Origin of the sequence: Streptomyces sp. NPDC051909, from assembly GCF_040681095.1 — a bacterium.
GTDB lineage: Bacteria > Actinomycetota > Actinomycetes > Streptomycetales > Streptomycetaceae > Streptomyces.
In genome coordinates this window covers 449,119-472,354 of the sequence record NZ_JBFAYA010000002.1, presented here as the reverse complement: position 1 = coordinate 472,354, position 23,236 = coordinate 449,119, and the positions used below count along the sequence as shown (strand labels likewise).

The 23,236-nt window shown below is 72.6% G+C and carries 23 protein-coding genes and 2 tRNA genes; 17 read left to right on the top strand and 8 right to left on the bottom strand.

Translation table 11 applies throughout. The features are described from left to right. The first annotated feature begins 110 nt into the window (after positions 1 to 110). The 4 genes from AB0M18_RS05110 (at position 111) to AB0M18_RS05095 (ending at position 3,371) form a co-directional block, all read left to right on the top strand. Positions 111 to 1,220 carry an SDR family oxidoreductase gene (locus AB0M18_RS05110; RefSeq protein WP_365755407.1) on the top strand — a complete coding sequence of 370 codons (1,110 nt, stop codon included), beginning with the start codon at positions 111 to 113 and terminating at the stop codon, positions 1,218 to 1,220. 78 nt (positions 1,221 to 1,298) lie between these two features. Further along, positions 1,299 to 1,772: a molybdenum cofactor biosynthesis protein MoaE gene (locus AB0M18_RS05105; RefSeq protein ID WP_365755406.1), complete on the top strand. Its 474-nt coding sequence runs from the start codon at positions 1,299 to 1,301 to the stop codon at positions 1,770 to 1,772. A gap of 184 nt (positions 1,773 to 1,956) precedes the next feature. Next, a complete protein-coding gene (locus tag AB0M18_RS05100; RefSeq protein ID WP_365755501.1) occupies positions 1,957 to 2,226 on the top strand; it encodes a hypothetical protein in 270 nt (89 codons plus the stop codon). Between the two features lie 56 nt (positions 2,227 to 2,282). Further along, positions 2,283 to 3,371, top strand: a complete 1,089-nt coding sequence (locus AB0M18_RS05095) for a PDZ domain-containing protein (protein WP_365755405.1) — start codon at positions 2,283 to 2,285, stop codon at positions 3,369 to 3,371. Between the two features lie 82 nt (positions 3,372 to 3,453). Here the strand turns inward: AB0M18_RS05095 and AB0M18_RS05090 are convergent, their stop codons facing one another. After that, on the bottom strand, positions 3,454 to 4,008 hold the full coding sequence (locus tag AB0M18_RS05090) for a PPA1309 family protein (protein WP_365755404.1): 555 nt from the start codon (positions 4,006 to 4,008) through the stop codon (positions 3,454 to 3,456). A gap of 154 nt (positions 4,009 to 4,162) precedes the next feature. Between AB0M18_RS05090 and AB0M18_RS05085 the strand changes: the two genes are divergently transcribed. From AB0M18_RS05085 to AB0M18_RS05070, 4 genes are all read left to right on the top strand, one after another. Beyond that, on the top strand, positions 4,163 to 7,126 hold the full coding sequence (locus AB0M18_RS05085) for a UPF0182 family protein (protein WP_365755497.1): 2,964 nt from the start codon (positions 4,163 to 4,165) through the stop codon (positions 7,124 to 7,126). Positions 7,127 to 7,171: 45 nt separating this feature from the next. Then, positions 7,172 to 7,245 (top strand) — tRNA-Met (locus tag AB0M18_RS05080). A 205-nt stretch (positions 7,246 to 7,450) separates the two neighbouring features. Beyond that, positions 7,451 to 9,427 (top strand): tetratricopeptide repeat protein, encoded by a 1,977-nt coding sequence (locus tag AB0M18_RS05075; protein ID WP_365755403.1) that lies wholly within the window; start codon positions 7,451 to 7,453, stop codon positions 9,425 to 9,427. Between the two features lie 46 nt (positions 9,428 to 9,473). After that, positions 9,474 to 9,547, top strand: a tRNA-Met gene (locus AB0M18_RS05070). A 119-nt stretch (positions 9,548 to 9,666) separates the two neighbouring features. Here AB0M18_RS05070 and AB0M18_RS05065 read toward each other — a convergent pair. The 3 genes from AB0M18_RS05065 to hisN all read right to left on the bottom strand — a co-directional run bounded on the left by AB0M18_RS05065 (position 9,667) and on the right by hisN (position 11,587). Continuing rightward, complete coding sequence (locus AB0M18_RS05065; RefSeq protein ID WP_365755402.1) at positions 9,667 to 10,086, bottom strand: Fur family transcriptional regulator; 420 nt, start codon at positions 10,084 to 10,086, stop codon at positions 9,667 to 9,669. A 108-nt stretch (positions 10,087 to 10,194) separates the two neighbouring features. Next, on the bottom strand, positions 10,195 to 10,581 hold the full coding sequence (locus AB0M18_RS05060) for a CBS domain-containing protein (RefSeq protein ID WP_365755401.1): 387 nt from the start codon (positions 10,579 to 10,581) through the stop codon (positions 10,195 to 10,197). 193 nt (positions 10,582 to 10,774) lie between these two features. After that, complete coding sequence (hisN, locus tag AB0M18_RS05055) at positions 10,775 to 11,587, bottom strand: histidinol-phosphatase (protein ID WP_365755400.1); 813 nt, start codon at positions 11,585 to 11,587, stop codon at positions 10,775 to 10,777. Between the two features lie 106 nt (positions 11,588 to 11,693). Here hisN and AB0M18_RS05050 point away from each other — a divergent pair, with 106 nt between their 5' ends. Next, positions 11,694 to 12,407 (top strand): TetR family transcriptional regulator, encoded by a 714-nt coding sequence (locus tag AB0M18_RS05050; protein ID WP_365755399.1) that lies wholly within the window; start codon positions 11,694 to 11,696, stop codon positions 12,405 to 12,407. Here AB0M18_RS05050 and AB0M18_RS05045 read toward each other — a convergent pair. The 4 genes from AB0M18_RS05045 to AB0M18_RS05030 form a co-directional block, all read right to left on the bottom strand. After that, the gene (locus AB0M18_RS05045; RefSeq protein WP_365755398.1) at positions 12,299 to 12,622 is read right to left on the bottom strand and encodes a multidrug efflux SMR transporter; all 324 of its coding nucleotides are present in this window, start codon (positions 12,620 to 12,622) and stop codon (positions 12,299 to 12,301) included. The genes AB0M18_RS05050 and AB0M18_RS05045 overlap by 109 nt on opposite strands. Positions 12,623 to 12,704: 82 nt before the next feature. After that, on the bottom strand, positions 12,705 to 13,715 hold the full coding sequence (gene rsgA, locus AB0M18_RS05040; RefSeq protein ID WP_365755397.1) for a ribosome small subunit-dependent GTPase A: 1,011 nt from the start codon (positions 13,713 to 13,715) through the stop codon (positions 12,705 to 12,707). 3 nt (positions 13,716 to 13,718) lie between these two features. Next, complete coding sequence (gene aroA, locus AB0M18_RS05035) at positions 13,719 to 15,071, bottom strand: 3-phosphoshikimate 1-carboxyvinyltransferase (protein ID WP_365755396.1); 1,353 nt, start codon at positions 15,069 to 15,071, stop codon at positions 13,719 to 13,721. A gap of 31 nt (positions 15,072 to 15,102) precedes the next feature. After that, positions 15,103 to 15,798 carry a M50 family metallopeptidase gene (locus AB0M18_RS05030; protein ID WP_365755395.1) on the bottom strand — a complete coding sequence of 232 codons (696 nt, stop codon included), beginning with the start codon at positions 15,796 to 15,798 and terminating at the stop codon, positions 15,103 to 15,105. 50 nt (positions 15,799 to 15,848) lie between these two features. Between AB0M18_RS05030 and AB0M18_RS05025 the strand changes: the two genes are divergently transcribed. The 8 genes from AB0M18_RS05025 (at position 15,849) to def (ending at position 23,207) form a co-directional block, all read left to right on the top strand. After that, positions 15,849 to 16,664, top strand: coding sequence for an SOS response-associated peptidase (locus AB0M18_RS05025; protein ID WP_365755394.1), 816 nt, complete (start codon positions 15,849 to 15,851; stop codon positions 16,662 to 16,664). Between the two features lie 25 nt (positions 16,665 to 16,689). Further along, the gene (locus AB0M18_RS05020; RefSeq protein ID WP_365755393.1) at positions 16,690 to 17,322 is read left to right on the top strand and encodes an alpha/beta family hydrolase; all 633 of its coding nucleotides are present in this window, start codon (positions 16,690 to 16,692) and stop codon (positions 17,320 to 17,322) included. A 254-nt stretch (positions 17,323 to 17,576) separates the two neighbouring features. Continuing rightward, positions 17,577 to 18,233: a sigma-70 family RNA polymerase sigma factor gene (locus tag AB0M18_RS05015; RefSeq protein ID WP_265866716.1), complete on the top strand. Its 657-nt coding sequence runs from the start codon at positions 17,577 to 17,579 to the stop codon at positions 18,231 to 18,233. Then, a complete protein-coding gene (gene rsrA, locus AB0M18_RS05010) occupies positions 18,230 to 18,544 on the top strand; it encodes a mycothiol system anti-sigma-R factor (RefSeq protein WP_365755392.1) in 315 nt (104 codons plus the stop codon). The genes AB0M18_RS05015 and rsrA overlap by 4 nt, the downstream gene beginning before the upstream one ends. A gap of 163 nt (positions 18,545 to 18,707) precedes the next feature. Next, positions 18,708 to 20,132, top strand: coding sequence for an HD-GYP domain-containing protein (locus tag AB0M18_RS05005; protein WP_365755391.1), 1,425 nt, complete (start codon positions 18,708 to 18,710; stop codon positions 20,130 to 20,132). After that, positions 20,129 to 21,424 carry an HD domain-containing protein gene (locus tag AB0M18_RS05000; protein ID WP_365755390.1) on the top strand — a complete coding sequence of 432 codons (1,296 nt, stop codon included), beginning with the start codon at positions 20,129 to 20,131 and terminating at the stop codon, positions 21,422 to 21,424. The genes AB0M18_RS05005 and AB0M18_RS05000 overlap by 4 nt, the downstream gene beginning before the upstream one ends. A gap of 79 nt (positions 21,425 to 21,503) precedes the next feature. Then, positions 21,504 to 22,484: a hypothetical protein gene (locus tag AB0M18_RS04995; protein ID WP_265866586.1), complete on the top strand. Its 981-nt coding sequence runs from the start codon at positions 21,504 to 21,506 to the stop codon at positions 22,482 to 22,484. Between the two features lie 72 nt (positions 22,485 to 22,556). Beyond that, positions 22,557 to 23,207: a peptide deformylase gene (gene def, locus AB0M18_RS04990; protein ID WP_365755389.1), complete on the top strand. Its 651-nt coding sequence runs from the start codon at positions 22,557 to 22,559 to the stop codon at positions 23,205 to 23,207. Positions 23,208 to 23,236: the final 29 nt, after the last annotated feature.

The following is a 23,236-nucleotide window of genomic DNA, read 5'->3' as shown; positions in this document are numbered from 1 at the left end:
CGGATCCGGGCTCAGTGCTCCGCCGGGCCGTGGCCTGGGGCAGGATGGACGCCACCTGGTACGTACGCGTCATTCGGGTACGTACTGAAGACAACCGCTGGAGACGCCCGGTGAGTTCCCCTGATCCTCAGGTTCGCGCAGCGCGAAACCACTCAACCCGGTCCGCCGCGCGCGGCCCCGTCGTCGCGGTCACCGGTGCCGCGGCCGGCGTCGGTGACCTGCTGACCCGGCGCCTCGCCGCGTCCGAGGAGGTCAAGCAGGTCATCGCGATCGACGAGCGCCGGGGCGAGGTGTCCGAGGCGCAGTGGCACATCCTCGACGTGCGCGACCCGGCCATCGCCGAGAAGCTGCGCGGCGCGGACGTCGTCGTGCACCTCGCGGTCGACCTCGACCTGGAGACCGACCCGGCCGCGCGCACCGCGTACAACGTGCGTGGCACCCAGACCGTGCTGACCGCCGCCGCGGCGGCCGGCGTGCACCGGGTCGTGCTGTGCACCTCGGCGATGGTCTACGGCGCTCTGCCCGACAACGACATCCCGCTCTCCGAGGACGCCGAGCTGCGCGCCACCGCCGAGGCCACGGGCGTCGGCGACCTCCTGGAGATCGAGCGGCTCGCCCGGCGCGCCCCGCGCGCCCACCCCGGGCTCAACGTGACGGTGGTCCGCCCGGCGGTCCTGGTCGGCGGTACGGACACGGCGCTGACCCGCTACTTCGAGTCGCCCCGCCTCCTCGTCGTCGCCGGATCCCGCCCCACCTGGCAGTTCTGCCATGTCGACGACCTGGTCAGCGCGCTGGAGTACGCGGCCCTGGAGAAGGTCGACGGCGAGTTCGCGGTCGGCTGCGACGGCTGGCTGGAGCAGGAGGAGGTCGAGCAGCTGTCCGGCATCCGGCGCATGGAGCTGCCCTCGGCGGTCGCCCTGGGCGCGGCGGCCCGGCTGCACCGGATCGGCCTCACCCCGTCCCCGGCCGGTGACCTCGCCTACACCATGCACCCGTGGGTGGTCAGCGTCGGACGCCTGCACGACGCGGGCTGGCGGCCGCAGTGGACCAACGAGGAGGTGCTCGCCGCCCTCCTGGAGGAGGTGCAGGGCCGGCACACGGTCGCCGGGCGCCGGCTCGGCCGCAAGGACGCGACGGCGGCGGGCGCGGCCGGTGCGACGGTGGCGCTGCTCGGCACGGCGGCCCTGGTGCGGCAGATGCGGAAGCGGCGCGGTCTGTAGGACCCTCCTACGGAGGGTCCGGGCCGCCGGTGGAAAACGCTATTCCGCGCTGTCGGTGGCGTACGGCACGATGGAGCCATGGCAGACACGCACGCCCACGCCAGTGACCACCCCGGTGAGCGGGTCGCGGACGACCCGATCAAGCTCCTCGCCGTCCGTGACGCCCCGCTCTCGCTCGACGAGGTCTTCCGCGCGGTCGGCGACGACGCGGCGGGCGGCACGACCCTGTTCGTGGGCACGGTGCGCAACCACGACGGCGGCGCCGACGTGGACGCGCTCGGCTACTCCTGCCACCCCACCGCCGAGGCGGAGCTGCGCCGGGTCGCCGAGAAGGTCGTGGCGAACCACCCGGTCCGCGCCCTGGCCGCCGTCCACCGGGTGGGCGACCTCCGTGTGGGTGACATCGCGGTCGTCGTCGCGGTCTCCTGTCCCCACCGCGGCGAGGCCTTCGAGGCCTGCCGGATGCTGATCGACGACCTCAAGCACGAGGTCCCCATCTGGAAGCACCAGACGTTCTCGGACGGCACCGAGGAGTGGGTCGGCGCCTGCTGAGAGGCGCGGCCGCACCGGGTTCCGTATGCACGACGCCTGGCAACCCGCCACGCCGACGACCCGTAGCCGAACGCCCCGATTTGCGTAACCGGCCCCCGCGCGTGAGCGTTGATTCCGCGGATGAATAATCTGCTGATCGACTGCTGATCAACTCACTGCGGACCATTGGGGATGGGAGGTCGGGATGGCAGCGCTGGCTTGGTTGTTGATTCCGCTTTTCGCCGTCGTCGGCGCGGCGATATGGGGAAGCTGGGCTTCGAGGAACAAGACGACAGGCGACGTCGCCGAGCTCGCGGGCTACGCACGCTTCAGGGATGCCATGGAGCGCGTCCACACCGTGCCCGCCGACTCCGCGGCCGCCGTTTCCACCGCCGCCTCCACCATCGCTCCCGCCACCGCTTCCGCTTCGCTGGTGCCCGAGCGCGAGGCAGCCCCGGTGACGACCACCGGTTGATCACGTCCGGGTCGCCCCAGGGGCGCACTCACAGAGCGGTCCCGTACTGTCGTTCCATGCCACGCCGCACCGCGACGATGCTCGCCTCCACCCTGGTCCTGATCACGCTGCTCTGCGTCGGCGTCCTCATTCCGGTCCCGTACGCGGAGATGAGCCCCGGCCCGACCGTGAACACCCTCGGTGAAGCCCGCGGAGAACCGGTTCTGCAGATCTCCGGACACCAGACCTACCCGACCACCGGCCACCTCAACATGACGACCGTCCGGGTCACCGGCGCGGACTACCGGATGAACGCGGTCGAGGCCGTGTACGGCTGGCTGGCCCACGACAGCGTGATCGTCCCGCACGACACCCTCTACCCGGACGGCAAGACCGAGGAGGAGTCGAGCCAGGAGAACGCCGAGGAGTTCAGCCAGTCCCAGGAGAGCGCCAAGGTCGCCGCCCTCAAGGAGCTGAACATCCCGGTCACCACCCGGGTCGTCGTGGCCACCGTCGTCAAGGGCACCCCTGCCGAGGGCAAGCTGCACGCCGGCGACGTGATCCGCGCCGTGGACGGCACGCCCGTCAAGGAGCCCGGCGACGTGGCCAAGCAGGTCACCAAGCGCAAGCCCGGCCAGGACGTGGTCTTCACCATCGTCCCGGCCAAGGAGGCCGCCGCCGCGGAGAAGGCCCACAAGGAGGCCACCACCACCGAGCGGGTGGTCATCAGGACGGCCACCTCGGAGGAGGGCGACCGGGCGATCGTCGGCATCCAGGCCGGCACCGACCACGTCTTCCCGTTCACCATCGACATCAAGCTGGCCGACGTCGGCGGCCCCAGCGCCGGACTCATGTTCGCGCTTGGGATCGTCGACAAGCTCACCCCGGGGCCGCTCACCGACGGCAAGTTCATCGCCGGCACCGGCACCATCGACGACAAGGGCAAGGTCGGCCCGATCGGCGGCATCGAGATGAAGCTGGTCGGCGCGCGCCGGGCGGGCGCGCAGTACTTCCTGACCCCCGCCGACAACTGCGCCGCCGCGGCCTCCGACACCCCCGCCGGCCTCACCCTGATCAAGGTCGACAGCATCGACGACGCGACGAAGTCGCTGGAGAAGCTCCGCAAGGGCGACACGGGCTCGCTGCCCAACTGCGCCAAGAGCTGAAACGGAGCCGAGAGCTGATACGGAAGGGGGCGCCCCGCACCGCGGGGCGCCCCCTTCCGCGTACGGCAGTACCGCGGAGGCCTCAGGACTCGAACGTCGCGGCCAGCGCGTCCGCGAGCCCCGGCACCAGGTCGGGGCCGGTCAGCACCTCGTTCGGCGAGTCCTTCTCGCGCAGCCGGATCGCGGCCTCGCGGGCCCCGTCCCGCAGCACGGCGACCGTCATCCGGACCTCCTGGCGGTCCGGGTGCGCGGCCACCCACTTGGCGAGCCCGGCCTCGTTCAGGCCCTTCGGCACGGCGGCCTCGGCCGACGGCGGCAGCATCAGCCGCTCCACCGTGAGCGCGCAGCCGGCCACGCCCTCGGGCCAGGCGATGGTGCCGAGGAACTCGTCGAGCGGCTTGCCCTTCGGCAGCTCCTCCTGCTCGATCGGCGTGTAGGTGGTGGTCTGGTCGGCGCCGGCGCCCAGCTGGGAGGCGAGCGAGGGCGCCTGGGCGCGCAGCCGCGCGGTGTCGACGAGGGCGAACAGGCGGGCCGGCCGGTCCCAGCCGAGACCCGAGGCGTACTCGTCGATCTCGAGCACGGCGCGGGTGAGGGGGCTCGCGGCCATCGGAGGCCCGGAGGGGGAGTGGTTGGACATGAGCAATATCCTGCCTGGTCTTCTCCCGAAGACGGGAACTAGGTAAAGCCTCAGTAAGTTGCATCAGTGGGCTCTACGATCGCGGAGCCTGCTTACCGACGCATTCGAAGCATTCGAAGCATCAGACCTCGAGGGGCGCACGTTGGCTTTCCAGATGCCGGACCGCGGCGGCGGCACAGGTCCTTCCGGGCCGAGGATCAGAGTCGGCCGGCCGTCCCGGCGCGCCCGTACGCTGCTGATGACGCTGGGCGTCCTGGCGGTCCTCGCCATGGCGTTCGTGATGTTCGCCGGGTTCTGGACGGACTGGCTCTGGTTCCGCTCGGTCCACTACTCGTCCGTGTTCACCACCACCCTGTGGACCAAGGTCGGCCTGTTCCTGGTGTTCGGCCTGCTGATGGCGCTGGCCGTCGGCCTGAACATCTGGCTGGCGTACCGGCTGCGGCCGCCGCTGAGCGCGATGTCGCTGGAGCAGCAGAGCCTCGACCGGTACCGGATGGGTCTGGCGCCCTTCAGGAAGTGGGTGCTGCTCGCGGTCACCGCCCTGGTCGGCCTGATCGCCGGCGCCTCCGCCTCCGGGCAGTGGCGCACCTGGCTGATGTGGGTGAACGGGGTCTCCTTCGGCGAGAAGGACCCGCAGTTCCAGCTCGACGTGTCGTTCTACGCGTTCGACCTGCCGTGGTACCGCTTCCTGCTCGCCTTCGGCTTCGCGGCCACCGTGCTCTCGCTGATCGCCGCCGCCCTCACCCACTATCTGTACGGCGGGCTGCGGATCACCAGCCCGGGCGCGCGGGCCACCGCGGCCGCGACCGGACACCTGTCGGTGCTGCTCGGCGTGTTCGTGTCGCTGAAGGCCGTGGCGTACTGGCTCGACCGGTACGGCCTGGCGGTGAAGTCCAGCGACTTCAAGGCCACCGGCAACTGGACCGGTCTGCGCTACGTGGACGCCAACGCGTACCTGCCGGCGAAGACCATCCTCTTCTGCATCGCCGTGATCTGCGCGGTGCTGTTCTTCGCGACGCTGTGGCGGCGCACCTGGCAGCTGCCGGTGATCGGCTTCGGCCTGATGGTGCTCTCGGCGATCCTGATCGGCGGCCTGTACCCGGCCATCGTGCAGAAGTTCCAGGTCCAGCCGAACGAGCAGGCCAAGGAAGCGCCGTACATCGAGAAGAACATCGCCGCGACCCGCAAGGCCTACGCGATCGACTCCACCAAGGCGGAGGAGTACTCCGGCAAGTCGACGGTGAAGGCGAAGGACCAGCTGCGTGCCGACTCGGACACGGCGGCCAGTTACCGCCTGGTCGACCCGAACGTCGTGTCGCCGACCTTCCAGCAGCTGGAGCAGAAGCGGAAGTACTACCAGTTCCCGCTCACCCTGGACGTGGACCGCTACGCCGGCAAGGACACCGTGGTCGGTCTGCGCGAGCTCAACATCAAGGGCATCCCGAAGCGGAACTGGATCAACGACCACTTCACCTACACCCACGGCTACGGCGCCATCATGGCGGCCGGAACCCAGACGGACGCCAACGGCTCCCCGGTCTTCACCGAGCAGGGCCTGCCGACCACCGGCATGCTCCCGAAGTACGAGCAGCGCATCTACTACGGCGAGAAGACCGACCAGTACTCGATCGTGGGCGGGCCCCAGAAGGAGCTCGACTACGAGGAGAACGGCGAGAAGACCACCAGCTACCGGGGCGACAGCGGGGTCAGCCTCTCCAGCGCCTTCAACCGGGCGGCGTACGCGGTCGCGTTCAGCGAGCCGCAGATCCTCTACTCGGGAGCCATCGGCGACGGTTCGCGGATCCTCTACAACCGCACCCCCAAGGAGCGGGTCGAGGCCGTCGCGCCGTGGCTGACCATCGACGGCGACGCCTACCCGGCGGTCGTCGACGGCCGGATCCAGTGGATCGTCGACGCCTACACCACCACCAACGGCTACCCGTACGCCTCGCGCACCACCCTGGGCGAGACCACCGCGGACGCCCTGACGGTCGGCAACCAGCAGCGCGCGGTGGTCGCCCAGCAGAACCAGGTCAACTACATCCGCAACTCGGTGAAGGCCACCGTCGACGCCTACGACGGCACGGTGACCCTCTACCAGTGGGACACCCAGGACCCGGTCCTGAAGACCTGGATGAAGGCCTTCCCGGGCACGGTCAAGGAGCGCTCCGCGATCAAGCCCGACCTGCTCGCCCACCTGCGCTACCCGCAGGACATGTTCAAGGTCCAGCGCGAGCTGCTCACCCGCTACCACGTGCAGGACCCGGCGCAGTTCTACAGCGGCTCGGACGCCTGGCAGGTGCCGGACGACCCGACCAACAAGGACGGCAACGCGGTCCCGCCGTACTACCTGAGCATCAAGATGCCCGGGGACACCTCGCAGAAGTTCTCGTTGACGACGACCTTCACGCCCAACGGGCGGCCCAATCTGGGCGGGTTCATGGCGGTCGACGCCGACGCCGCCGGCAAGGACTACGGGCGGATAAGGCTGCTGCGGGTCGGGGAGGACGTGCCCGGACCCCAACAGGTGCAGAACAAGCTCAACAGCCTCCCGTCGGTGGCGACCTTCGTCCGTGACATGAAGGGCGCCGACTCCGACATCATCTACGGCAACCTGCTCACCGTCCCGCTCGACGGCGGCTTCCTCTACGTGGAGCCGGTGTACGCGCAGGGCCGCAACGCGCAGTACCCGCTCCTCAAGAAGGTGGCGGTGTCCTACGTGGACGCGGACCAGCCGAAGGGCGACACCACCAAGGACACCACGGTGTTCGCGGACAACCTGACGGCCGCCCTGAACGAGGTCTTCGGGGTCGAGGGCACCCAGCCGCCGGCCACCCAGCCGCCCGGCACCAAGCCCCCGACGGCGCCGACGACCAACGACGCCGCCCTCAAGCAGGCCATCGCGGACGCGCAGAAGGCGTACGACGACGGCGAGGCGGCGCTCCAGAAGGGCGACTGGGCGGCGTACGGCAAGGCGCAGGACGCCCTGCAGGACGCCCTCCAGCGCGCGGCCGACGCGGGAGCGAAGCTCCAGAGCGGCCAGCCCGGTCAGTCGGGCCAGTCGGGCCAGCCCGGTCAGTCGGGCCAGCCCGGTCAGTCGGGCCAGTCCGGCGGATAATCGGTCAAGACCTCACCCCGCGTCGTGATACGGTTTTCCTACCGACGCGGGGTGGAGCAGCTCGGTAGCTCGCTGGGCTCATAACCCAGAGGTCGCAGGTTCAAATCCTGTCCCCGCTACTGACACGAAGAGGGCCCGAATCCATAAGGATTCGGGCCCTCGACGTGTGTCCGGAGCGACCTCGGGCACGAAGGGCGGTATGGATGGGGCGAGTTGGCGTGAGTCGTGTTTGACTTGTCTCTCTGTGGGCATGTCGACAAAACGCTGAAGTGACCTCACTGGCTGCGATATACCAGGTGTACGCGGGTTGCGGGTGGTGCGACGATGGTATTTATGGGGGACAGGGCAACTCTGTTGGAGACAGGGCGGTTTGTGCAGCGGCATGCCGGAAACGCCGCAGACGAGATCATCGAGGCCGCGGGGGCCGTCGATGCCGCCGTCGACACCACCGCCGACCAGGAGAACGAGGCCGAGACCGAGGCCCGCCACCGCCTCGCCGCCGAGAAGGGCGACCCCGCGTCCATGAGCGTGCTCGGCGCGCTCCTGCTGCGCCGCGGCGACCTGGACGGCGCCGAGCCCTATCTGCGCGGCGCCACCGGCCAGGGCGACCGCGCCGCAGCCAACAACCTGGGCGTCCTGCTGCACCAGCGCGGCTACCCGGACGAGGCCGCCGGCTGGTGGCGGGTCGCAGCCGTCGCCGGCTCCGCCCCGGCCGCCCACGCCCTCGGCCGCCACCACCGCGAGCGCGGCGACGAGCCCGCCGCCGAGTACTGGCTCCGCCAGGCCGCCGAACAGGGCCACGCCCTCGGCGCGTACGCCCTCGCCGACCTCCTGGAGCACCGCAGCGACGTCGGCGCCGAGCGCTGGCTGCGCGCCGCCGCCGAGCAGGGCCACCGCGAGGCCGCCTACCGGCTCGCCCTCGCCCTGGAGCGCCGCGCCACCGGCCCGGCCGCCCGCGGCCCCCACGCGTACGACACAGGCACGGGCACGGGTACGGGTACGGGCACGGGCACGGGTCCGAGCACGGGCACCGGCCTGCGCGCCGCCACGCGCCCGGCGCCCCTCGGTGAGGCCCGGCCCGCGGCCGAGGACGGGCTCGCCGAGGCCGAGCAGTGGTTCCGGCAGGCGGCGGCCCGCGGGCACCGGCGGGCCGCCCTGCACCTCGGCGCCATCCTGGAGAGGCGCGGCGACCTCAAGGAGGCCGGCCGCTGGTATCTGACCTCCGCCAAGGACGGCGAGGCCAAGGCCGCCCGCGCGCTCGGCTTCCTGCTGCGCGACGCCGGCGACGAGGAGAGCGCCGCCGTGTGGTGGCTGCGCGCCGCCCAGGACGGCGACGGCAACGCCGCCAACGCGCTCGGCGCGCTGCACGCCGCCCGGGGCGAGCAGCAGACCGCCGAGCGCTGGTACCGCGCCGCGATGGACGCGGGCGACGTGAACGGCGCCTACAACCTCGGGCTGCTCTGCGCCGCCCAGGAGCGCACCCAGCAGGCCGAGCAGTGGTACCGCAGGGCCGCCTACGCCGGACACCGCGAGGCCGCCAACGCGCTGGCCGTGCTGCTGCTCCAGGCCGGTGACGCGGGGGGCGCCGAGCCGTGGTTCTCCAAGGCCGCCGAGGCCGGCAGCGTCGACGCCGCCTTCAACCTGGGCATCCTCCACGCCGGCCGGGACGACGACCGCACCGCGCTCACCTGGTACGAGCGGGCCGCGGCCGCCGGACACACCGAGGCCGCGCTCCAGGTCGGCATCGCGCATCTGCGCGACGGCGACGAGCAGGCCGCCGAGCGGCATCTGCGCTGCGCGGCCGGCGGCGGCAGCGCCGAGGCCGCCTACCGGCTCGCCACCGTCCTCGACGCGCGCCGCCCGGCCCCCGGGCCGCCGGTCCTCGGCGCGCCGCGCGAGGAGCGGAGCGAGTGCGAGGAGTGGTACGAGCGGGCCGCCCAGCAGGGGCACCGCCGCGCCCAGGTCCGGGTCGGCATGCTCGCCGCCGCCCGCGGCGACATCGAGGAGGCGGCCCGCTGGTACCGGGAGGCGGCCGAGGCCGGCTCCCGCAACGGCGCCTTCAACCTCGGTCTGCTGCTCGCCCGCGAGGGCGCCGAGCGGGAGGCCGCCCTGTGGTGGACCCGCGCCGCGCACGCCGGGCACGGCCGGGCCGCCCTGCGGCTCGCGCTGCTCGCGGCCCGGCGCGGCGAGCTCACCGAGGGGCGCCGCTGGTGCGACCGCGCGGTCGAACTCGGCCCGGCCGAGGTGGCGGAGCGGGCGGCCCGGCTCAGCGAGGCGCTGCACCAGGAGCTCACCGCGTAATGGATTTGCGCTGGTGAGGGCCGTACCGTAAGGTTGGGTTCACCGACGCGGGGTGGAGCAGCTCGGTAGCTCGCTGGGCTCATAACCCAGAGGTCGCAGGTTCAAATCCTGTCCCCGCTACTCAGTAGCACGAAGGCCCGGATCCTCAGGATCCGGGCCTTCGTCGTATGTGCCGCCGGTGTCATCGGAGACGGAAAAGCCCCGCCCGAAGGCGGGGCTTTCATGTGTCGCCGAAATGACTAGGCGGTCGCCGCGCAGCTCGGGCAGATGCCCCGGTAGGTGACCTCGACGTCCGAGATGGTGAAGCCGAAGCGCTCGGTGGCGGGCAGGTCGGCCAGCGGGTCGCCGGCCGGGTGCACGTCACGGATCGCGCCGCAGCGGGCGCAGACCAGGTGCTGGTGCGGCCGGTGGGCGTTCGGGTCGTAGCGCTTGGCGCGCCCGTCCGTGGCCACCTCGATCACCTCGCCGAGCGTGACCATCTCGCCGAGCGTGTTGTAGACGGTGGCACGGGAGATCTCGGGCAGGCGCTCGATGGCCCGGGCGTGGACCTCGTCCGCGGTCAGGTGCACATGGTCCCCGTCGAGCACCTCGGCCACGACACGGCGCTGCGCGGTCATCCGCCAGCCGCGGCCGCGCAGTCGTTCCAACAGGTCACTCATGGGGGTCAGCGTAACAGCCGCCGCAACCGAGTCCCGAACGGGTGTGAGTTTGGATACTCCCTCGGATTGGACAAAGTCCAAGCCGAGGGAGCGGGGCCGAGGGTGTGCTCAGGCGGCGCTGTGCACCGGGAGCCAGCAGCGGATGATGTCGCGGACGGAGACGATGCCGACCGGCCCGTGGTCGTCGAGCACCACGAGATGGCGGAAGCCGCCGCGGGTCATCGCCTCCGCGGCCTCCTCCAGGGTCCAGGTCGGCGCGGCGAAGACCACGTCCCGGGTGGTGTGGGCGTCGCAGGTCTCGAGGTCGGGGTTCCGGTCGGTGCCGATGGCGTTGAGGACGTCGCGTTCGGTGAGGATGCCGAATCCGCCGGCGTCGCCGTCCTGGACGACGGCCGCGCCGACGCGGCGCGCCGACATCAGCCGGGCGGCCTGGCGCAGCGTGTGGGCCGGTCCGATGGTGAGGATCACGGTGGTCATGGCGTCACGGACGAGCATGGAGGGAACCACCTCCGGTTCGGAGACTTCACATGCGGAGACTTCGAGAACTTTTTCACAAGTTCACAAAGGGGGGATTCTCAGAGTGACACCGGGGGAGGGGGCCGACAAGGGGGCGCGCGGAGCTCCCCCGGGCGCACGCGGGGGGCGTGTGGCGGCCGGGGTGTGACGGTGGATCGGGTGTGACGGGGGCTCAGCCCTGCTGCGGCGGTTCCGTGTTGAGATAGCTCAGCAGCTCGCCGTGGAGCAGCCCGTTCGACGCCGCCGCGTTGCCGCTGTGGGGGCCGTGCCGCCCGTCGAGCCCGGTGAAGGTGCCGCCGGCCTCCTGCACCACGATCGCCGTGGCCGCCATGTCCCACAGCGACAGCTCCGGCTCGGCGCACAGGTCGACCGAGCCCTCGGCGACCATCATGTACGGCCAGAAGTCCCCGTACGCCCGGGTCCGCCAGACGGCGCGGGTGAGGTCCAGGAAGCCGTCGAGCCGGCCCCGCTCCTCCCAGCCGGTCAGGCTGGAGTACGCGAAGGAGGCGTCCTCCAGACGCCCGACCTTCGAGACCCCGATCCGGCTCGCCGAGGCCAGGCTGCGGCCGGTGTACGCGCCGAGTCCCTTCGCGGCCCACCAGCGGCGGCCGAGCGCCGGGGCCGACACCACGCCCACCACCGGCTGGAAACCGGTCTCGCCAGCCTCCATCAGCGCGATCAGGGTCGCCCACACCGGCACCCCGCGCACATAGTTCTTGGTGCCGTCGATCGGGTCGATCACCCAGCGGCGCGGGCCCGAGCCCTCCACGCCGTACTCCTCGCCGAGGATCGCGTCCCGCGGCCTGGCGCGCTGCAGCTGTCCGCGGATCAGCTCCTCGGCCGCCTTGTCCGCCTCGCTGACCGGAGTCATGTCGGGCTTCGTCTCGACCTTCAGGTCGAGCGCCTGGAACCGGTCCATCGTGGCCGCGTCCGCGGCATCCGCGAGGACATGGGCGAGACGCAGATCGTCGTGGTAATCGGCCATGGTCGAAACTCTATCCCCCGAAGACGCGTCGCCCGGCGGCGACCCTTGACACTGCGTGTTCGTCCGTCAACGCTGAGCGCAGAACCGATCCGGCTGGGAGGCGACGATGCCGACTGCCCGAGAGTCCCTGCTCGACACGGCCCTCGCGGCCCTCGGCACCCTGCCCTGGTCCGCCGTGCGGATGGTCGACGTGGCCGCCCGCGCCCGGGTGTCCCGGCAGACCCTCTACAACGAGTTCGGCAGCAAGGAGGGGCTCGCCCGGGCCCTCGTCCGGCGCGAGGCCGACACCTATCTCCTGGGGGTACGGCGGGTGCTCGCCACCCCCGCACCGCCCGAGCGCAATCTGGTCGCCGTCGCCGAGTGGACCGTGGCGCGGGCCGCCGAGCGCCCGATCCTGCGGGCCCTGCTCACCGACGCCTGGAACGAGGCCCTGCCCCGGCCGCGGCCCGCCCGGGCCGGCGCCCGGCCCGCTCCCGTACCCGCCCAGCGGCGTGCCGACGCCGGGCCGCCCGCGCCCGGCGAACTGGTCGCCGAGACCGCCGCCTGCGCGGGGGAGCGGTGGGCCGCCTCGTGCGAACTCGCGGTGCGGTTCGCCCTCAGTCATGTCGTGGCGCCCCCGATCGCCGTCCCGGTCGCCCGGCGCGCCGACGCCCGAGGCACGGACGCCCGAGGCGCGGACGCACAAGGCACGGGCACCGAGGGCGGCGACGCTCAGTGCGCGGAGCCGGAGAGCTGGAGGCCGATCACCCCGACGATCACCAGCGTGATCGAGACGATCTTGAGCGTGGACACGACGTCGCCGAGGAAGATCATCCCGTAGATCGCGGTGCCCGCCGCACCGATCCCGGTCCACACCGCGTACGCCGGACCCACGTCCAGCTTGCGCAGCGCCAGGGTCAGCAGTCCGAAGCTGCCGAGCGCGAAGGCGGCGAACGCGACCGTCGGCCACAGCCGGGTGAAGCCGTGCGAGAGCTTCAGGCACACCGCGAAACCCGTCTCCAGGAGCCCGGCGACCACCACCAGCAGCCACGCCATCGTCAGTGCCTCCCACGCCCCATATGGATCACTTGGTGCGATTATGCACTTACCAGCCGCGGTGACTCGCAAACGTGCGCGGTCAGTCGCCCTCGCGGCGCTCGCGGGTCGCGAGCAGCCGGCGCAGCGAGTACAGCCGGGCCGGGTCCGCGTGGCCCTCGGCCACCCAGGCGTCGAGCGCGCAGTCCGGCTCGTCGTGGCTGCACGCCCGCGGGCAGTCCTCGGTGCCCGGCTCCAGGTCCGGGAAGGCGTGGATGACCCGGGACGGATCGACGTGGTGCAGACCGAAGGACCGCACGCCCGGGGTGTCGATCACCCAGCCGTCGACCTTGTCCAGCGGCAGCGCGAGCGCCGAGGTCGTGGTGTGCCGGCCGCGGCCGGTCACCGCGTTCACATGGCCGGTGAGCCGCCGCCGCTCCTCCGGCACGAGCGCGTTCACCAGCGTCGTCTTGCCCACGCCCGAGTGCCCCACGAACGCGGTGACCCGGTCGCCCAGGTACTCGCGCACCCGGTCCGCCGCCCCGCCGTCGTACAGCTCCTCGCGGTTCACCACCACGTACGGGATGTCCAGGGCGCCGTACAGCTCCAGGAGCATCGAAGGCGGGGCCAGGTCCGACTTGGTGAGCACCAGGAAGGGGTCGAGCCCGCCGTCGTAGGCCGCGACCAGACAGCGGTCGATCAGCCGGGGGCGCGGCTCGGGGTCGGCGAGCGCGGTCACGATCGCCAGCTGGTCGGCGTTGGCGACGACCACCCGCTCGTACGGGTCGTCGTCATCGGCCGTGCGGCGCAGCACCGAGCTGCGCTCGCCGATCCGCACGATCCGGGCCAGGGTGTCCTTCTCGCCGGACAGGTCGCCCACCAGGGAGACCCGGTCGCCGACCACGGCGGCCTTGCGGCCCAGCTCGCGGGCCTTCATCGCCATCACGGTCCGGTCCTCGACCAGACAGGTCAGCCGGCCGCGGTCCACGGTGAGGACCATGCCCTCGACCGCGTCCTCGTGCTTGGGACGGATGTTGGTCCGGGGGCGGCTGCCCTTGCGGTTGGGGCGCTGGCGGATGTCGTCCGCGTCGGTGTGCTTGCCGTAACGCCGCATGGCTCAGACTCCGAGCATTTCGGTCCACATCCTCGGGAAGTCGGGCAAGGTCTTCTCGGTCGTCTTCACGTTCTCGATCTCCACGCCCTCGACGGCCAGGCCGATGACCGCGCCCGCGGTCGCCATCCGGTGGTCGTGGTACGTGTGGAACACGCCGCCGCGCAGCGGGCGCGGGCGGATGTGCAGACCGTCCTCGGTCTCCGTGACGTCGCCGCCGAGCCCGTTGATCTCCTTCGTCAGCGCGGCGAGCCGGTCGGTCTCGTGCAGCCGCAGATGCGCGACACCGCGCAGGGTGGAGGGGGAGTCGGCGAGCGCGGCGACCGCCGCGATGCCCGGGGTCAGCTCGCCGACCTCGCCGAGGTCGACGTCGATGCCGTGGATCCGGCCGGTGCCGGTGAAGGTCAGGCCCCGGTCGGTGAGCTCGCAGGAGCCACCCATCTCGGTGAAGATCTCCCGCAGCGCGTCACCGGGCTGGGTGGTCCTGGCCGGCCAGTCCGGCACGGTGACCCGCCCGCCGGTCACCAGCGCGGCGGCCAGGAACGGCTGGGCGTTCGACAGGTCGGGCTCCACCACCAGGTCGCGGCCGAGCAGCGCGGACGGGGCGACCCGCCACACGTCGGGGCGCCCGCCGTGCTCCGGCTCGTCGACCTGCGCGCCGACCGCGCGCAGCATGTCGACCGTCATCCGGATGTGCGGCAGCGAGGGCAGCCGGCCGCCCACGTGCCGTACCTCCACGCCCTGGTTGAAGCGGGCGCCGGAGAGCAGCAGGGCGCTGACGAACTGCGAGGACGAGGAGGCGTCGATCTCCACGACACCGCCCTCGAGACCGCCGCCGCCGTGCACGGTCATCGGCAGCGCGCCGCGCCCGTCGTCGTCGATCCGGGCGCCGAGCGCGCGCAGCGCGTCGATCACGCCGTGCAGCGGGCGCTCGTGGGAGCGCGGGTCGCCGTCGAAGCGGACCGGCCCGTCGGCGAGCGCGGCGACCGGCGGCAGGAAGCGCATGACCGTGCCGGCGTTGCCGACGTCCACGGTCGCCGGGCCGCGCAGCCCGGCCGGGATGATCCGCCAGGCCTCGCCGGTGCCGGAAGGGACCCCCGTGACGGAGGAACTGGAAGACACGGTCTCGTCGATCTTCACGCCGAGGGTGCGCAGCGCGTCGGCCATCAGCACGGTGTCGCGCGAGCGCAGCGGGCGGCGCACCCAGCCCGGCTCGGCCGCGAGTGCGGCGAGCACCAGGGCGCGGTTGGTGACCGACTTCGATCCGGGCACGGTGACGGTGGCGTCGACGCCGCCGCCCGCGTACGGGGCGGGCCAGTGGCCGGTGAGCGGATCGGTGGACGGGGTGCTGTCGGTCATGCCCTCACTGTACGGGGGCGAAGAGAGGCCGCTACACGGCGAGCAGCCAGCGTCCGCCGCCGATCAGGGCACAGATCGAGACCGCGTGGAAGAACAGCAGCCACAGCGTGGGCGGTACGTGGGTGAGGCGGCCCAGCTGGTCCGCGTCGGAGTCGCCAGCGTCCCCGTGCCGCCGCTTGGCCTGCAGCTCGAAGGCCGGACGCACCCCGCCGAGCAGCAGGAACCACACCACCGTGTACGCGAACACCGACTGCACGTCCGGGCCGGTCAGCCAGGAGACGAGCAGGAAGGCGGCGCCGGTGAGCAGCACCGTGAAGATCCCGTACGCGTTGCGCACCATCAGCAGCATCGCGAGCAGCAGCGCCGTGGCCAGCCACAGCAGCAGGGTGATCCGGTGCGAGGAGAGCAGCGCGGCGCCGCCGAGGCCGAGCAGCGGGGCCGCGGTGTAGCCGGCGGCGGCCGTGAGGATCATGCCGAGGCCGGTGGGGCGGCCGCGCGAGACGGTGAGTCCGCTGGTGTCCGAGTGCAGCCGGATCGACTGGAGACGGCGGCCGGTGACGAGCGCGATCAGGCCGTGCCCGCCCTCGTGCGCGATGGTGATCGCGTTCCGGGACAGGCGCCATATCGAGCGGGGTACGACGGCGGCGAGGGCGGCGACCCCCGTGGCGATCACGATCCACAGCGCGGGCGCGCTCTGGGTGCCGAGGACGTCGAGATCGGGGCTCATTGCGTGGACGGCTCCTCGGTGGGTGACGGTTGCGTGGCAGTGTGGCACGCATGTGCGGACGGTATGCGGCGAGCAGGAGCCCCGAGGAGCTGGCGGCGGCCTTCGGGGTCGAGAAGTGGGAGCCGGAGGAGACCCTGGCGCCCGACTGGAACGTGGCCCCGACCAAGCAGGTCCACGTGATCCTGGAACGTCCTCTCAAAGACGCGGAATCGCGGCGCCCGGTTCGCCAGATGCGGGTCCTGAAGTGGGGCCTGGTGCCGTCCTGGGCCAAGGGACCGGAGGGCGCCGCCCGGATGATCAACGCGCGCGCGGAGACCCTCCACGAGAAGCCGTCCTTCAAGGAGGCCTTCGCGCGGCGCCGCTGCATCGTGCCGGCCGACGGGTATTACGAGTGGGTGACCGGCTCCGACGAGCGCGACCTCGAGGTCGAGGGGAAGCGGAAGCGGGCCCGCAAGCAGCCCTACTTCGTGACCCCCGCCGACGGCTCGGTCTTCGCGATGGCCGGGATCTACGAGTTCTGGCGCGACCGCACCCTGCCCGACGCCCACCCGCTCGCCTGGTGGGTGACCTGCTCGGTGGTCACCACCGAGGCCGAGACCGCGCCGCTGGGCGTCGCCCCGGCCGAGGGCCCGCGCTCGCTCGCCGACATCCACCCCCGGATGCCGCTGATGCTCACCCCCGACCGCTGGGACGCCTGGCTGGACCCGGCCCGCACCACGCCCGGCGCGCTCGGCACCCTGCTCGCCCCGCCGCCCGAAGGCCTGATGCGGGCCTACCCGGTGGCGACGGCGGTCAGCAACGTGCGCAACAACGGGCCCGAACTGCTGACGGAGCTGGAGGGCCCGGAGGAGGCGACGCTGTTCTGAGGCCCCGTCGGTGCAGGATGAGGACGTGACCAAGACCGAGATCGTTCCGACCGACGCCGGGAACGCCCGGATCACCTGGCACTCCGCGCGCAAGCCGTGGACGGTGCTCGCGGTGAGCCACGGCGCCGGCGGCGGCATCGAGGCCCGCGACCTGGTGGCCCTGGCCGGCGCGCTGCCCGCCGAGGGCGTGAGCGTCGCCCTGGTCGAGCAGCCCTGGCGGGTCGCCGGCAAGAAGGTCGCCCCCGCGCCGAAGACCCTCGACACCGGCTGGCGCGGACTGTGGCCCGCGCTCGCCGCCCCCGGCCTGCCCGTGATCGCCGGCGGCCGCAGCGCCGGCGCCCGGGTCGCCTGCCGCACCGCCGGCGAGCTCGGCGCGAGCGCCGTCCTCGCGCTGAGCTTCCCACTGCACCCGCCGGGCAGGCCGGAACGGTCCCGAGCTGACGAACTACTGGGCGCCGGAGTGCCGACCCTCGTCGTGCAGGGCGGCAACGACCCCTTCGGGAAACCGGCAGAGTTCCCGGCCGGCCCGCACACCCTCGCCGAGGTGCCGTACGCGGACCACGGCCTCGCCGTGCCCAAGCGCGCCCCGATCACCCAGGACGAGGCCCTGGACACCGTGGTGGGCGCGGTCACCGGGTGGCTCGCGTCACTCCGCTGACCGCCCGGCACGGGCCGGGAATGCCGGGCGGGGCGGTGCTGTTGTGACGGACATCGGTGCTTGGAGCAAAGGAAGAGGGAGTCCGTCGCATGGGTTCTGCCATCTGCCGTGAGCGCCCGCAGGCCGCTGACCTCGACTGGACAGTGCTGCCCGGGCCCAAGACCGCCCCTGTTCGGGCGGCGGGCGGAGCGGTTCCTCGTCTATCCTCCGAAGCGAGCGGGTCCGCGTTCGGGTTCGCCGCAGCGCTGGAGGAGGTGGGTCCGGTCACTGGGACCGACACAGGGACCGACGACGGCCCCGAGGAGACGACCGCGGAGCGCAACGCGCGCTTCGAGCGGGACGCCCTCGGCTACCTCGACCAGATGTACTCGGCCGCGCTGCGCATGACGCGCAACCCCGCGGACGCCGAGGACCTGGTGCAGGAGACCTACGCGAAGGCGTACGGCTCCTTCCACCAGTTCCGCGAGGGCACGAACCTGAAGGCGTGGCTGTACCGCATCCTCACCAACACCTTCATCAACTCGTACCGCAAGAAGCAGCGTGAGCCCCAGCGCTCGGCTGCCGAGGAGATCGAGGACTGGCAGCTCGCCCGCGCCGAGTCGCACATGTCGACCGGACTGCGCTCCGCCGAGTCGCAGGCCCTCGACCACCTGCCGGACTCCGACGTGAAGGAAGCGCTGCAGGCGATCCCCGAGGAGTTCCGCATCGCCGTCTATCTCGCGGACGTAGAGGGCTTTGCGTACAAGGAGATCGCGGACATCATGGGTACACCCATCGGTACGGTGATGTCCCGACTGCACCGGGGCCGCCGCCAGCTGCGCGGCATGCTCGAGGACTACGCTCGCGACCGCGGGCTGGTACCCGCGGGCGCCGGTGAGTCGTCGCACGATCTGAAAGGCTCGGGCTCATGAGCTGCGGAGACCCGCACGAGACGGACTGCTCAGAGGTCTTGGACCATCTCTACGAGTTCCTCGACCGAGAGATGCCCGATGGTGAATGCACCAAGTTCGAGGTGCACTTCGAGGAGTGCTCCCCGTGCCTGGAGAAGTACGGCCTGGAACAGGCCGTGAAGAAGCTGGTCAAGCGCTGCTGCGGCAGCGACGATGTGCCGGTCGACCTGCGCGCCAAGGTGATGGGCCGGATCGAGCTGATCCGCGAGGGCCATCTGCTCCCCGAGCAGGACGCCACCGCGGCGGCTCCCGCCGCTCCGCAGGAGCAGTAGCCGCAGAACACCGGACACAGGACACAGGACGCGTACCGGGAGCCGGGCGAGCACCTCGCCCGGCTCCCGGTCTGTCTATCGGCCCATCGGCTTGTATCACCCGATGGTGCGAATCGCCCGTGCCCGGCCGCTCCGCCGACCCCGACTCGCTAGCGTGACAGGCGTGATGGTGGTCCCGCGAACGGCACGCGTTTTCATCGGCTGCGCCCTGCTGGCCGCCGCCGCGGTCACCCTGCCCGCGTTACGCCCCGCCGCCGGCACCCCCTGGCCTACGGTGCTGCTGCTCGCCGCGCTCTACCCGCTGTGCGAGCTGCCCGCCCGCTGCCTGCGCTCCGGCGGCGCCCTCGGCGGCCGGGACGGCGGACCCTCGGGCCCCGTCTCCTTCTTCCCCGTCCTCATCGCCGCCGCGCTGCTGCTGCCGCCCTCCGCCGCCGCGCTCACCGCCCTGCCGGGCGCCGTGCTCACCCGGGTCGACCGGCCGCCCGCCGCGCTGCGCCGTACCTGGCGGGCCGCCCAACTCGCGCTGGCCGTCTGGGCCGCGGCCACCGTCGGCCGCACCCTGCGCTGCGACGAGTCCCTGGGCCTCGGCCCGCGGACCCCCGACTTCCCCTACGTGCTGCTTCCGGCCGGGGCCACCGCCCTCACCTTCTGCCTGGTCCTCACCGCCCTCGACGGCGGCATCCGCGCCACCGCCGAACAGCACCCGCTCCGCACCGCCTGGCGCGGACTCCTCGGCCGGGCCCTCGCCCCGCACGCCGTCCACGGGCTCGCCGGACTCATGACGGCCGTGCTGTGGCGCAGCGCATACGGGCCGGTGGCCGCCCTGTTCGCGCTGCTGCCCATCTACCTGTCCTGCTGGGGCTTCGCCCAGTACCACCGCGAGCGCGCCGCCCACCAGGCCACCATCCGCGCCCTCGTCCAGGCCGTCGACATCAAGGACCGCTACACCCGCGGCCACAGCGAACGCGTCGGCCGCGCCTCCGTCCTGATCGCCCATGAGCTCGGCATGGACGAACCCCGCCTGGAGGTCGTGCGGTTCGCCGGCATCCTGCACGACGTCGGCAAGCTCGGCGTGCCCACCCGGGTGCTCCGCAAGGACGGCCCGCTCACCCCCGAGGAGCGCCGGATCATCGAACTGCACCCCGAGTACGGGCACGAGATGGTGCGCGGCATCGGCTTCCTCGGCGAGGCCCGCACGGCGATCCTGCACCACCACGAACGCATGGACGGTTCCGGCTACCCGTACGGCCTCAAGGGCCATGAGATCCCCGAGTACGCGCGCGTGGTCGCCGTCGCCGACGCCTTCGACGCCATGACCTCCACCCGCTGCTACAGCCGCGCCCGGCCGGTCGACACCGCGCTCGCCGAGCTGGAGCGGTGCGCCGGCAGCCAGTTCGACCCGCGGATGGTCGAGGCGCTGGTCCGCGCCCTGCACCGGCACGGCTGGCAGACCGAGGTCACCGCCGACGAGCCGGCCGTCCCGACCCCGCGCGGCCCCGAGCCGCCCGGACCGGCCGAGCCGGCGCCCGCCGCAGCCGCTCCCGCATCCGCTCCCGCATCCGAAGCCCCGCTCCAGGAGCCCGCGTGAGCGGCGGCCGCGCCACCGTAGGCCTCGTCCACGGCGCCGCGCTGCTGCTCACCCTCGCCGGCCTCGGCGGCACCCTCTGGCACGGCCTCGACGAACCCGGCCACGCCCTCGCCTTCGGCGTCCTCGTCGCCGTCGGCGAGCTCACCCGCTGGGGCGCCCGAAGAAGCGAGCGGGAACCCGCGCCGCTGGCCGCTGCCGGCGCCCTCGCGTACGCGCTGCTCGGCCAGAGCGCCGGCCGGCCCACCACCCACGGGGTGCTCCAGACCGTCGCCGTGGTCGTCGCCGCCGGCCTCGTCGGGATCGTCCCGCACATCGCCCGCGGCCACGGACCCGACCCCGACCAGCTCGCCCGCCGGGTCCTCACCGTCGGCTTCGCCGCCCTCTGCTTCCAGCCCCTCTACAACGCGGGCACCGTCACCGCCCGGATCGGCGAGGGCCCGCAGTACGCCCTCTTCCTGCTCCTTCTGCTGCTCCTCACCGCCCTCTGCGACGCCGTCGTCGCCGCCCTGCTGCGCCGGGCCCGCAAGGGGCACCCCTACGGGCCGCTGCTCCGCGACGAGCTGCGCGCCCTGCTCGGCATCGGCTCCGCCGTGTGCGCCACCGGTGCCGTGATGGCGCTCGGGGTGGCCGTCGCGGGCCTCTGGGCGCTGCCCGTCTTCGCCGTACCGCTCCTCCTCACCCAGGTCTCGCTCCGCCGCTGGGCCGCCGTGCGCACCACCAACCGGCAGACCATCGCCTCCCTCGCCCGCGCCACCGAGATCGCCGGCTGCACACCGCCCGGGCACGTCCACCGGGTCGCCGCGCTCAGCCGGGCGGTCGGCCGGGAGCTCGGCCTGTCCGGGCCCGCGCTGACCGACCTCGAATACGCGGCGCTCATGCACGACATCGGACAGCTCTCCCTCGTCGACCCGGTCGACGGCGGCGCGACCGCCCCGCTGCCCGCCGCGGAACAGCGCCGGATCGCCCTGCTCGGCGCCGCCGTGGTGCGCCAGACCGGGGTCCCCGAGGCCGTCGCCCGGATCGTCGAGCGGCAGGCCGACCCGTACCGCGAGCAGCCGCTGCCCGCCCGGATCGTGCGGGTCGTGAACGCCTACGACGACCTGGCCGGCGACCGCGCCGGCGGCGGCCTCGGCGCCCTGGAACGGCTCCGGCTCGGCACCGCCCGCGACTACCACCCCGACGTGGTCGAATCCCTCGCCCGGGTGCTCGCCCGTGGCGGCGTCCCGGCCGCCGCCACGCCCGGTGCCCCGCCCGGTGCCACCAGGGGCATCGCCCCCGTCCCACCGGGGTAACCCATGGGTAATGAGCGCGCGTCCGACCGGGCATGGTTGGATGCGAACAAGAGGGTGTAGCGACCGGCAGGCGGGAATCGTGAGGATCTTCGGGAAGGTACGGCATCGGCCCTCCGCCTCGTGGCGGCAGGCCACCGACCGCGCGTTCACGCTGATCGGCGACGGCCGGTACGAGGACGCGGGCGCGCTGCTCACGCGAGCGGCGGACCTGGAGCCCTGGCTCTCCGAGTCCTGGTTCAACCTGGCCCTGCTGCACAAGTTCCGCCACGACTGGGAACAGGCCCGGGCCGCGGGCCTGCGCGCCGTCGCCCTGCTCGACAAGGAGACCGGCGCCCCCGACTGGTGGAACGTGGGCATCGCCGCCACCGCCCTGCAGGACTGGCCGCTGGCCCGCCGCGCCTGGCAGGCCTACGGACTGAGGGTGCCCGGAGCCGCCTCGGGCACCGGCGAGCCGGCCGGCATGGAGCTGGGCAGCGCGGCCGTGCGGCTCTCCCCGGAGGGCGAGGCCGAGGTCGTGTGGGGCCGCCGGCTCGACCCGGCCCGGATCGAGGTCCTGTCCATCCCGCTGCCGTCCTCCGGCCGCCGCTGGGGCGAGGTCGTGCTCCACGACGGCGTGCCCAACGGCGAGCGCACCACCAGCGCGGGCCCCTCCTACCCCGTCTTCGACGAGATCGAGCTGTGGGCGCCCTCACCCGTGCCCACCTGGGTGGTCCTCCTGGAGGCCGCCACCGAGGCCGACCGGGACGCCCTGGAGCAGCTCGCCGCCGACGCGGGCTTCGCCGCCGAGGACTGGTCGTCCTCCGTTCGGCTGCTCTGCCGCGCCTGCTCCGAGTCGACGATGCCGAGCGCCGAGGGCGAGGGCGAGCACCTGGACCCGCACGACCACAGCGAGCCCGGGCACCCCGGTCCGCTGGGCCACCGCTCGCCCGGCGAGCTGTGGGTGCCGGAGCGCGAGTGCGGCATCGCGGCGCCCGCGGGCCTGGTCCGCGGGCTGCTCGACGGCTGGGTGGCGGACAGCCCGGACAGCCGGGAATGGCGTGATCTGGAAGAAGTCTGCTGACCGCTGCCCGTAGGCTGTACCCCACATCTACGACAGATCCCTCGGATCTCAGGAAGAAGGCGTACGGCGGACATGTCGCAGCAGGGCACTGAGCAGGAGCAGACGGGCGTGTACGCCGTGGACGACGAGGGCTTCATCGTCGACACCGAGGACACCGAGGCCCGCGAGACCGCCCACCGCGAGCGCGGCACCTCGCGCCCCATCACGGTCGTGGGCAACCCCGTCCTGCACCGGGAGTGCAAGGACGTCACCGAGTTCGACGCCGAGCTGGCGCAGCTCATCGACGACATGTTCACCAGCCAGCGCACCGCCGAGGGCGTCGGCCTCGCCGCCAACCAGATCGGCGTGGACCTCAAGGTCTTCGTCTACGACTGCATGGACGACGAGGGCAAGCGCCACGTCGGCCACGTCGTCAACCCGGTCCTCGTCGACCTGCCGGCCGAGCAGCGCCACCTCGACGACTCCAACGAGGGCTGCCTGTCCGTCCCCACCGCCTACGCCGAGCTGGCCCGCCCGGACTACGCCGAGGTCAACGGCCAGGACATGCAGGGCAACCCGATCAAGGTCCGCGGCACCGGCTACTTCGCCCGCTGCCTCCAGCACGAGACCGACCACCTCTACGGCTTCCTCTACATCGACAAGCTGTCGAAGCGGGACCGCAAGGACGCCCTGCGCCAGATGGAAGAGGGCACCCCGCGCTACGAGATCGTCCCGAACGCCTGATCTCCGCGTCCGTACGCGAAAGGGCCCCG

Excerpts from the sequence above, each read along its gene's own strand:
- AB0M18_RS05105 (WP_365755406.1), top strand. The coding sequence starts at position 1,299 with ATGGCAGACACGCACGCCCACGCCAGTGACCACCCCGGTGAGCGGGTC.
- AB0M18_RS05100 (WP_365755501.1), top strand. The coding sequence starts at position 1,957 with ATGGCAGCGCTGGCTTGGTTGTTGATTCCGCTTTTCGCCGTCGTCGGC.
- AB0M18_RS05095 (WP_365755405.1), top strand. The coding sequence starts at position 2,283 with ATGCCACGCCGCACCGCGACGATGCTCGCCTCCACCCTGGTCCTGATC.
- AB0M18_RS05090 (WP_365755404.1), bottom strand. The coding sequence starts at position 4,008 with ATGTCCAACCACTCCCCCTCCGGGCCTCCGATGGCCGCGAGCCCCCTC.
- AB0M18_RS05085 (WP_365755497.1), top strand. The coding sequence starts at position 4,163 with ATGCCGGACCGCGGCGGCGGCACAGGTCCTTCCGGGCCGAGGATCAGA.
- AB0M18_RS05075 (WP_365755403.1), top strand. The coding sequence starts at position 7,451 with ATGGTATTTATGGGGGACAGGGCAACTCTGTTGGAGACAGGGCGGTTT.
- AB0M18_RS05065 (WP_365755402.1), bottom strand. The coding sequence starts at position 10,086 with ATGAGTGACCTGTTGGAACGACTGCGCGGCCGCGGCTGGCGGATGACC.
- AB0M18_RS05060 (WP_365755401.1), bottom strand. The coding sequence starts at position 10,581 with ATGCTCGTCCGTGACGCCATGACCACCGTGATCCTCACCATCGGACCG.
- hisN (WP_365755400.1), bottom strand. The coding sequence starts at position 11,587 with ATGGCCGATTACCACGACGATCTGCGTCTCGCCCATGTCCTCGCGGAT.
- AB0M18_RS05050 (WP_365755399.1), top strand. The coding sequence starts at position 11,694 with ATGCCGACTGCCCGAGAGTCCCTGCTCGACACGGCCCTCGCGGCCCTC.
- AB0M18_RS05045 (WP_365755398.1), bottom strand. The coding sequence starts at position 12,622 with ATGGCGTGGCTGCTGGTGGTGGTCGCCGGGCTCCTGGAGACGGGTTTC.
- rsgA (WP_365755397.1), bottom strand. The coding sequence starts at position 13,715 with ATGCGGCGTTACGGCAAGCACACCGACGCGGACGACATCCGCCAGCGC.
- aroA (WP_365755396.1), bottom strand. The coding sequence starts at position 15,071 with ATGACCGACAGCACCCCGTCCACCGATCCGCTCACCGGCCACTGGCCC.
- AB0M18_RS05030 (WP_365755395.1), bottom strand. The coding sequence starts at position 15,798 with ATGAGCCCCGATCTCGACGTCCTCGGCACCCAGAGCGCGCCCGCGCTG.
- AB0M18_RS05025 (WP_365755394.1), top strand. The coding sequence starts at position 15,849 with ATGTGCGGACGGTATGCGGCGAGCAGGAGCCCCGAGGAGCTGGCGGCG.
- rsrA (WP_365755392.1), top strand. The coding sequence starts at position 18,230 with ATGAGCTGCGGAGACCCGCACGAGACGGACTGCTCAGAGGTCTTGGAC.
- def (WP_365755389.1), top strand. The coding sequence starts at position 22,557 with ATGTCGCAGCAGGGCACTGAGCAGGAGCAGACGGGCGTGTACGCCGTG.